Origin of the sequence: Mycobacterium sp. (assembly GCF_035314665.1) — a bacterium.
Classification (GTDB): domain Bacteria; phylum Actinomycetota; class Actinomycetes; order Mycobacteriales; family Mycobacteriaceae; genus Mycobacterium.
This window is the reverse complement of sequence record NZ_DATFZD010000043.1, coordinates 1-6,079: the sequence shown is the minus strand read 5'-3', so window position 1 is coordinate 6,079 and position 6,079 is coordinate 1. Positions and strand designations below refer to the sequence as shown.

Annotated in this window: 6 protein-coding genes and 1 pseudogene; all 7 read right to left on the bottom strand. The window is 66.4% G+C overall.

The window, feature by feature from the left end; all coding sequences use genetic code 11:
• The coding region (locus VKI00_RS03305) for an acyclic terpene utilization AtuA family protein (protein ID WP_324435354.1) at window positions 1–1,757 on the bottom strand (1,757 nt) is incomplete at its 3' end.
• The gene (locus VKI00_RS03300; protein WP_324435352.1) at window positions 1,754–2,182 is read right to left on the bottom strand and encodes an acyl dehydratase; all 429 of its coding nucleotides are present in this window, start codon (window positions 2,180–2,182) and stop codon (window positions 1,754–1,756) included. The genes VKI00_RS03305 and VKI00_RS03300, both read right to left, overlap by 4 nt.
• Window positions 2,182–2,730 (bottom strand): FAS1-like dehydratase domain-containing protein, encoded by a 549-nt coding sequence (locus VKI00_RS03295; RefSeq protein WP_324435351.1) that lies wholly within the window; start codon window positions 2,728–2,730, stop codon window positions 2,182–2,184. The genes VKI00_RS03300 and VKI00_RS03295 overlap by 1 nt, the downstream gene beginning before the upstream one ends.
• Window positions 2,714–3,889, bottom strand: a complete 1,176-nt coding sequence (locus VKI00_RS03290; RefSeq protein ID WP_324435349.1) for a CoA transferase — start codon at window positions 3,887–3,889, stop codon at window positions 2,714–2,716. The genes VKI00_RS03295 and VKI00_RS03290 overlap by 17 nt, the downstream gene beginning before the upstream one ends.
• A 91-nt stretch (window positions 3,890–3,980) precedes the next feature.
• Window positions 3,981–4,535, bottom strand: a complete 555-nt coding sequence (locus tag VKI00_RS03285; RefSeq protein ID WP_324435347.1) for a 2,4'-dihydroxyacetophenone dioxygenase family protein — start codon at window positions 4,533–4,535, stop codon at window positions 3,981–3,983.
• Between the two features lie 343 nt (window positions 4,536–4,878).
• Window positions 4,879–5,232: pseudogene (locus tag VKI00_RS03280) on the bottom strand (nitroreductase/quinone reductase family protein); the annotation flags it as partial.
• A gap of 153 nt (window positions 5,233–5,385) precedes the next feature.
• Window positions 5,386–5,922 (bottom strand): nitroreductase/quinone reductase family protein, encoded by a 537-nt coding sequence (locus VKI00_RS03275; protein ID WP_324435345.1) that lies wholly within the window; start codon window positions 5,920–5,922, stop codon window positions 5,386–5,388.
• Between the last annotated feature and the right edge of the window lie 157 nt (window positions 5,923–6,079).

Sequence of the window (6,079 nt, the reverse complement as noted above, 5' to 3'; positions counted from 1 at the left end):
GCGCGCAGCCATTCGCCGAGTGCTTTTGCCTGCGCGTCCAGCCGCAATGATGAGGTGGCGCCGGTCCCGAGCAATCCTCGGATGAGGAAGTTGACGGCGCCGAGGTTGGGCAGTTCGTAACGCGCGATGGTCAGTTCGCGTGTTTCGGGGAGGAGGCGTCGCAGTTCGTCAACGGTGAGGGTCGAATTGAGCCACTCCCACGCGTGCCGGTTGCGCACCCAGACACCGAGGTTCGCGTCGCCGCCCTTATCGCCCGAGCGGGCATGCACGAGGTCACCGAGTGAGGTGACGACGAGTTCGTCGGTCCATGCCGGTTGCGCCGATTGCGCGGACGACGGGTCGGCCTGCGCGGTCACCGCGACTCGGGTGCCGTGTGGATTGCCCGGCGCGATGACCTCCGTCGTGCCATCGAAGTGATGGACCATGTGGTCGAGCACTGCTTGGTCGAGCAGTGCGGGCCAGTAGACACCGAACGCCGACCCTGGTTGGGGCGGGCCGAGGGAGTACATCCCGGGGTAGCTGGATAGGGCCAGCTCGACCATCCGTGACGAAAACGCTCGGCCCGCGGCCTCTTTGGTGCCCTGCACGGCGATCCTCAGCAGCTGTGTTCCGGCATTCTGGCTGTCGGGATCGTGCTGGGCTTGCCCGATGCGGTCGATGGCGACCGCATCGATCGCGTCCACGGCCTCGATGTAGTCGTGGACGGCTCCCTCGACGAGTGCCGCCTTGGCGTCGAGGTCGGTGCCGGTGAGCGCGAGGATCATGCTGTTTTCCCAGCCGCCGACCCCGGTGATGGCGACCTTGGTCGTCGCCGGTGGCGCCGAGCCGCGCACGCCGCGGATCAGGACGCGGTCGTCGCCGAGATCGGCCAGCGTGGCGGTGTCCAGGTGAGTGATCACGTCGGAGTTGAGGTAGGCGGGGTCGCCGATCTCGTAGAGCAGTTGAGCTGTGACCGTGTCCTGGGTGACGGCGCCGCCGGTGCCCGGGTTCTTGGTGATCACCGAGGAGCCGTCGGCGGCGATTTCGGCGATCGGGAACCCTGGCTGCACGAGGTCGGCAATAGTACGAAACCCGGAGAAGTTGCCGCCGGTCGCCTGCGGACCGCATTCGATGACGTGTCCGGCAGCAACCGCGCCGGCGAGCCCGTCGTAGTCATCCTGGGTCCAACTCCACCACCAGGCGGCGGCACCAACGATGGGTGACGCGTCGGCGACGCGGCCGGTGATGACGACGTCGGCGCCGTGGTCCAGCGCGCGCGCGATGCCGAATCCGCCCAGATACGCGTTGGCCGTCAGCGGCTGGTGCGGCCACGACGACAGCGGTTCGTCGCTCGTCAGGTGCGGCAATGAATGGCCGGCTTGCTGCAGAGCGTCGAGGCGGCCGAAGACGTCGTCGCCTCCGATGTGGGAGACCCGCAGGTCGTAGCCGTGGCGTGCGATCAGTTCGCGGGTCGCGTCGGCCAGCCCGGCGGGGTTGAGTCCTCCGGCGTTGACGACGAGCCGGATCCCGTTGGCGACGAGGTGTTCGAGCGCCGCGTCCAAGTGCGCCAGGAAGGTGGTCGCATAGCCCTTGGTGGAGTCTTTGGCGCGCGCCTTGCCGAGGATCAGCATCGTGACCTCGGCGAGGTAGTCACCGGTGAGGACGTCGATGCCGCCGGCTCGCGCCATGTCGGCCATGGCCGAAGCCCGGTCACCGTAGAAGCCGGAGCAGTTCCCGACGCGGATGGGACGCTGCCCGCGTCCGAGTGCTGATGTCATGTCGTTGCTCCCGGTGTCTTGCTCGTCTTGCTTGTCTTGCTGACCCGCACCGTCCCTTCGAACCCCACGTCGCCGGAGGGCTGCTCCTCGATCAGCTCGAGGGTCAGGCTGTCGCCTTCGACTGCCGTCACCCGGGCGGTGTAGGTCAGCTCGGCCGGCGCATACACAGGCTTGCGCAGGCGGTAGGCGACCTTGGTGACCCGCCACCGCGGGCCGAGGCCCTCGGTGACGCAGCGCAGGGCGAGCGCCGCCCGGAGGTGGGAGTGCAGCGCGAGACCCGCGTGGCCCTCCTCGCGCGCGTAGGGCTGGTCGAAGTGGATGCGGTGCGGGTTCCAGGTGACCGCGCTGTAGCGGAACAACTGAAAGGCCGTAGCGGTGTGCTTGAGCGGTGGGAGCACATCTCCGACCTGGAAGCTGAGGGACATTACGACTCCTGCACGGGGTTGCGTAGTGCGACGGTGCGCCGGTTGCGGTTGAGGACGGCACCGTCGGCGGACATGAAGGTGTTCAGGGTGGTGACGAACACGCAGGGGCCGGACCGGGTCTGTTTTGGCGTGACCGCCTCGAGGGTCGTCTCGAGCACCAATTCCGTCCCCGCCACGACGGGGTAAACCAATTCCATCTCTTCGCCCGCGCCCATCACGCGAAGCCCGAGTTCGCCGTCACCAAGGGGCATGTCACCGTCGTGCGGGGTTCCGTCAGGCTGCAGCTGGGCCTCGGGGGTGCCGATACCCCACTCCACAATCGCGGCGAGCAGGTTGGGTGGCGCCACGACATCGGGATGGCCGGCCGCCCGTGCGGCGTCCGGGTCGTGGTGGCTCGGGTCGGTGGCTCCGATGGTCATGGCGTAACGGCCAATGGTCACCGCGTCCAGCGTGCCGAGGCTGCGCCGCGACAGGAGGCCTCCGATCCGCGGCTGGGTCTGGGCGTAATACGCCGCCAGCGCAGTGCCGGGTTCAGGCAGAAAGGACATGTTGGGCCCCCTCGCCCGGCAGTTCCGCCAAGACCTCCGCTGTCGAGGAGCCCAGCGGCGGGGCGGCCCGCAGCGGGCCCACCGGGGAGTCGCTGAGCCGCAGCGGACATCCCGGGACCGGCACCCGACCCCGCGCGGCGTGCTCGACATACCGGATCATGCCGCGCTGTATCAGGTGCTCGTCGGTGTCGACCTCACGGATCGACTTGACCGGTGCGCAGGGCACCCCGGCGGCCTGCAGGTCCCGGACCAGCTCGGCGCGCGTGCGGGTTCTGGTGACCGAGGACACCTCTTCGTCGACGCCGTCGATGTTGGCGACCCTGTCCTGCTCGGTGCGAAACCGCGGGTCGTCGATCAGCTCGCGGCGGCCCAATGCTGTCGCGACGCCGTGCCAGTGCCGCTCCGCGATGCAGATGATCGCCAGCCAGCCGTCGCTGGTCGGATAGATGTTGTAGGGCGCAACCGCCAAGCCCGAATGGCGGTTTCCGGTGCGCTCGGGCAGCACTCGATCGGGGTTGTTGTGCAGCCCGCCCAGGCTGGACGCCATCATCGGGTAGATGGTGTCGTGCATCGAGACCTCGACGATCTGGCCCCGTCCGGTGCGCTCACGCTGAAACAGGGCCGCGCTGATTGCCCCGAACAGGTGGATGCCGCCGGAGAAGTCCACGAACGCGGCACCGGACTTGGTCGGTGGCCCGTCGGGATCGCCGGTGGCCGAGGCGCTCCCCGACATCGCCTGCACGGTGATGTCCATGGCCGACATGTGTGCATAGGGCCCCGTGGACCCATAGCCCTTGCCGGAGGCGACGACCAGGCGCGGGTTGTGCTCGAGGAGTCGCTCCGCGCCGAGTTGGAGGCGCTCCATGGTGCCCGGCGCGAAGTTCTCGATGAGCACGTCGGCGGTCTTGACCAGGTCGAGAAGCGCCTGGCGACCGGCGTCGGTCTTGAGGTCGAGCACCACGCTGCGCTTGTTGGAGTTGAGCATCACGAACTCGTGGGACTCGGTCGGCTGGTGGGAGCGGAAGCGTAGCTGCTCTCCGCCGGGTGGCTCGATCTTGATGACGTCGGCGCCGAGCTGCGCGAGCAGGAGCCCGCAGTATGGGCCGTTGTAGATCTGGCCCAATTCGAGGACCCGGACGCCGTCAAACGCCGATGGCATGATTTCTCTCTTTCTGATTTCGTGGCACCGTCGTGGCCCGCCTTGGGGCGCGGGGTCGCGCGCCCGGCGGGAACCGCGGAGGTGGTGTGACTTAGGACTTGTTCAAGCCGGCGTTGCCGCCGTGGATGTAGGGGACAGGTCCGGTGCCCTGTGCCGCCGACACGGTCTCGGTCACGTGCTGAATGGAGGTCGCGTCGTTGATGTGTTGCAGCGTGCCGTCCTGGTTGAAGCCGATTTGCGCGCCTTCCATCCACAGCAGCACGACGGTGTCTTCGGTGTTGTCCTCGGGGCAGTAGAAGGTGTGCACCGAGCCGCCGGGCTCATACAGGTAGTCGCCCGCGGTTTGCGGCTGGTCGGGGTACTCGGCGTACCTCCAGCAGCCCGAGAACGTGTACACCTCAGCCGTACCGGTGTGGTAGTGGATGGGCAGGAGGCAACCAGGCGCCATGGTGGCCATGAGGACCACCTGTCCCTTTTCGGGGTCCAGGCGCAGCGGCTTGATGTGGATGCCGGGGCCCATCGCGTCCTTGAGCAGCGGGATCTGGTCGATGTTGACGGTCAGCAGGTCGTCCTGCGGTAAAGCGACCAACGGCAGCGGGACGCCGCTGTTGGTGCGGAACATGCCTGGAGATACGGGTGCGGACATGTGTCGGAACCTTTCGTGTGGTACGTATTTACGGATATCAAACCGGATATCCGGATCACATTCGTGACTCTACTGTGTCCGTCGCCTCGTGGCAAGTGCTTTTCCCGGATTGCCCGGACGGGCTTGCAAGCGTCAGCTGCATGCCCGTCCGCCCGCATCGCGGCGGTCGGCGGAGTGATCCAGATTCTCGAGACCGTGTCCTTGAGCCCGAATCACGCAAATCTGTAGGCGGCACGTGAAATCCCGCGTGGCAACCGAATTTTCAAACCACGTCTGGACCGGCGAAGCGCCTTGCCGCCGGTGAGGCCTGCGTGGCCGTCGGCATCGACGCCGGCATGCTTCCTCACCACGAGAACTGGCGTGGGATCCGCGACGACGAACCACGTCGCGGCGGCCGGCAGGAGGATGATCGGGATGGTGCGATGCCACCGCTCGGAGCGTCGCGGGTAGTCGGGCCAGAGTGGGTAGATCCGGTCGGGCGATGGCCCAGAGGCGCTTGCGCTCGGCGGGGGTCGCTGACCGCGTTCGCGGTCATCACCGGGCCGGCGCCGTTGCGATTTGGACGCGGGGGTTTGTGGTGAGGTGTGGTACCAGCCGGGTGCTTGTCGGCGCCGTAGTTGGAGGCGATCCCGATCACGTCTGGGCCGTCTTGAAAGTAAAAGACCGCGTTCGCGCGCGGTTGACCGGTTTTGGCCCCGGTGGTGGTGAGCGGCGCTTACAGGCCGAATACGGCGGACGGTGGGTTACCGGCAAGCATATTCGTTATCGTTTGGGGCACAACAGGATACGAATACTGCTGCATGGTAGTGGTCATTCACTGTCGCTGCGCAACGCAACTGGGCTGAGAAACTCAGGTTTTCGCCTCGATCGGCTCGAAGACGATAACGTGGCGCACGCCATTATGCTCCATGTGGCTGTCATGCGCGGGCCACATCCCGATAAGCCTCGGCATGTTGCGCGCGACCTCATCCTCTGTAGCGGGTCGCGACAGATAGTTTGCAGCGGTGCCGCCGATCTCGATGCGTGCCGTTGGGTCGGCGAGCAGGTTCTTCGGCCAACTGGAGGCTGTTTCGAGCCCGAAGTTCTCGCAAGCGGCGACGAGATTCTTGCCATCGCGCACGTAGTGCAGCGGAACCGTTCGATCTTTGCCGCTTTTTCTGCCTTTCGTCGTGAGCAGCATCGTCGTCAGCTGCGGACCGCTCATGGAGAATCGACCTCGGCTCGCGCGGATCAGCGCCCGGTCTAGCCGTGAGCCGAGGTGCTTCATGAACAGGGAGAACCAGCGGTAGTGACCGACTCGCCGCATCACACGGAGATACAGCTCATACAACTCACTTATCGTCGGACCGACGCGCGATCGCGTCTGGGTCTCATCAGTTGCGGTCATGCGGCAGGGGCTCCAGTACGTATTTACAGATATCCAACCAGATATCCGGATCACACGGATACCGTACTGTGACCCGCGCCGCGTTGCAAGTCTCTGTCTGAACGGGTCGGTAGCGCTTGCTAGCGTCAGCCGCATGCCTGCCCGCCCGCACCGCACG

What these genes read in the sequence shown, in the direction of transcription:
- VKI00_RS03285 (WP_324435347.1), bottom strand. Translation starts at nt 4,535, where the DNA reads ATGTCCGCACCCGTATCTCCAGGCATGTTCCGCACCAACAGCGGCGTC.
- VKI00_RS03275 (WP_324435345.1), bottom strand. Translation starts at nt 5,922, where the DNA reads ATGACCGCAACTGATGAGACCCAGACGCGATCGCGCGTCGGTCCGACG.
- VKI00_RS03290 (WP_324435349.1), bottom strand. Translation starts at nt 3,889, where the DNA reads ATGCCATCGGCGTTTGACGGCGTCCGGGTCCTCGAATTGGGCCAGATC.
- VKI00_RS03300 (WP_324435352.1), bottom strand. Translation starts at nt 2,182, where the DNA reads ATGTCCCTCAGCTTCCAGGTCGGAGATGTGCTCCCACCGCTCAAGCAC.
- VKI00_RS03295 (WP_324435351.1), bottom strand. Translation starts at nt 2,730, where the DNA reads ATGTCCTTTCTGCCTGAACCCGGCACTGCGCTGGCGGCGTATTACGCC.